The organism is uncultured Thiodictyon sp. (assembly GCF_903828115.1).
In the GTDB taxonomy this organism is placed as follows: domain Bacteria; phylum Pseudomonadota; class Gammaproteobacteria; order Chromatiales; family Chromatiaceae; genus Thiodictyon.
On sequence record NZ_CAIKKU010000544.1, the window covers coordinates 1 to 1,591 of the forward strand.

The 1,591-nt window shown below is 63.0% G+C and carries 4 protein-coding genes; 3 read left to right on the forward strand and 1 reads right to left on the reverse strand.

Annotated features, from left to right (window positions below; genetic code table 11):
• The 3 genes from QZY48_RS20290 to QZY48_RS20300 form a co-directional block, all read left to right on the forward strand.
• The coding region (locus QZY48_RS20290) for a hypothetical protein (protein ID WP_295434574.1) at positions 1 to 202 on the forward strand (202 nt) is incomplete at its 5' end.
• Positions 203 to 314: 112 nt separating this feature from the next.
• Positions 315 to 611 (forward strand): type II toxin-antitoxin system Phd/YefM family antitoxin, encoded by a 297-nt coding sequence (locus QZY48_RS20295; protein ID WP_295434576.1) that lies wholly within the window; start codon positions 315 to 317, stop codon positions 609 to 611.
• Positions 608 to 1,036 carry a type II toxin-antitoxin system VapC family toxin gene (locus tag QZY48_RS20300; RefSeq protein ID WP_295434578.1) on the forward strand — a complete coding sequence of 143 codons (429 nt, stop codon included), beginning with the start codon at positions 608 to 610 and terminating at the stop codon, positions 1,034 to 1,036. Before QZY48_RS20295 ends, QZY48_RS20300 begins: the two co-directional genes overlap by 4 nt.
• 53 nt (positions 1,037 to 1,089) lie before the next feature.
• Here QZY48_RS20300 and QZY48_RS20305 read toward each other — a convergent pair.
• On the reverse strand, positions 1,090 to 1,591 hold a 502-nt coding region (locus tag QZY48_RS20305), incomplete at its 5' end, for a hypothetical protein (RefSeq protein ID WP_295434580.1).

A 1,591-nucleotide genomic window follows, 5' to 3' on the forward strand; every position in this document is an offset into this window, starting at 1 on the left:
CGATCACGACAACGACAACGACAACGACCAGGACAGCGTACTCGGGATCTCGGACACCACATCAGTTCTGATCGCACCCGTACGGCCCGGCAACCAGGTAACCCATAAGGCCGCAGTCCTCTGCGGGGGGCGATGCATCCGGCAGGGCGGAGCGCGCAGCGGTTCGGCCATCTTCGGCCGCGGCACCACGGCGAACGCCTAAGCGAGCATCCGCCCTACGCGCTACGCGCTATCGACCGGCTCACCCCAACGGTTGACCAGGGTCGCACTAAGGGCTAGAGTCTGGTCAGGCTGACTAGACAACAGGAGAAGCCATGAACAGCACTGGCGCCGACGAGCCCTCCCGTCGTGGGAATGCAAGCTACTGGCAGCTTCAGGATGCCAAGGCCCGCTTCAGCGATGTGGTTCGCCGGGCCGTCGAGCAGGGACCTCAGCATGTGACAGTCAACGGGGAGGAGCGAGCCGTGGTCGTCTCGGCCCGGGAGTATGACCGTCTCACGGGCCACCGCACGGGCGTCGAGCTGGTAGCGTTGCTGGCAGACTCGCCCCTTGCAGAGGTCGAATTCGAGCATCCACGGATTACCGGGCCGGTTCGGGATGTCGATTTGTGAGTGGTTGGCTGCTCGATACCAACGTCCTTTCCGAGCTTCGGCGCAAGCAACCGGAGCCTGCGGTCGCGCGCTTCGTCGCCGCGCAGCCGTTGAGCGAGTTGTACGTGAGCGATGTGACCTTCGCCGAGATCCGATTCGGTATCGAGCTGATTGGTGACCCAGCGCGGCGGGCCGAACTGCACCACTGGCTGGCCCAGCGGTTGCGGCCCCTGTTCGAGCGGAGGGTACTATCGGTCACGGAGGACATCCTCCTGCAATGGCGGCTGATGATCGAGGCCGGACGCAAGCGTGGTCAAACCTTCAGCCACCCGGATATTCTCATCGCCGCCACGGCGGCCCAGCACGGACTGACGGTCGTGACGCGAAACACCGGCAAATTTGCCGCTGCGGGTGTTGCCATCTTCAATCCCTGGAAAGGTCCGTAGGGCGGAACGCGCAGCGGTTCCGCCATCTTGCGCGCCGACGCCTTGGCGGACGCCTAAGCGGGCATCCGCCCTAGCGAACCTTCGGGATAGGCCGCAAAACTCTTGAACGCCTGGACCTCTTTCGCCAGGCGGATCAGAATGAATAACTCATCGAGCTGGCCGCGCAGCACCAGCAGCATCGGCGGCTTGTCGTGCTCGGGATTGGCGCGAATAATATGGGAGACGACCACGCCGGACGGGGCATTCGCCCCGTCCGAAACGTTTTCCCCGAGGCCGCTGGCCCACGCCCAGGGTCGGCCACGGAATAAACGTCCGGGACGGGGTGAATACCCCGTCCCGCCTGGGGTGCCCAGCGTGTATTTGTGATAACGGCTGAAGCCGGCAACCACCTTCTCGAAGTGTACCGCGACATCCATCGGCTGTTGGTAGATCGGCAGGTGTTCGTATCGCGCCATGGTCTTAGGGAATACTTTTCGCGTCGTTGTCGTTGTCGTTGTCGTTGTCGTTGTCGTTGTCGTAATCGAGATTAACGTAGCGCCCCGGATTCTCTCGGAC

Coding starts and splice junctions, on each gene's coding strand:
- QZY48_RS20295 (WP_295434576.1), top strand. CDS start 315: ATGAACAGCACTGGCGCCGACGAGCCCTCCCGTCGTGGGAATGCAAGC.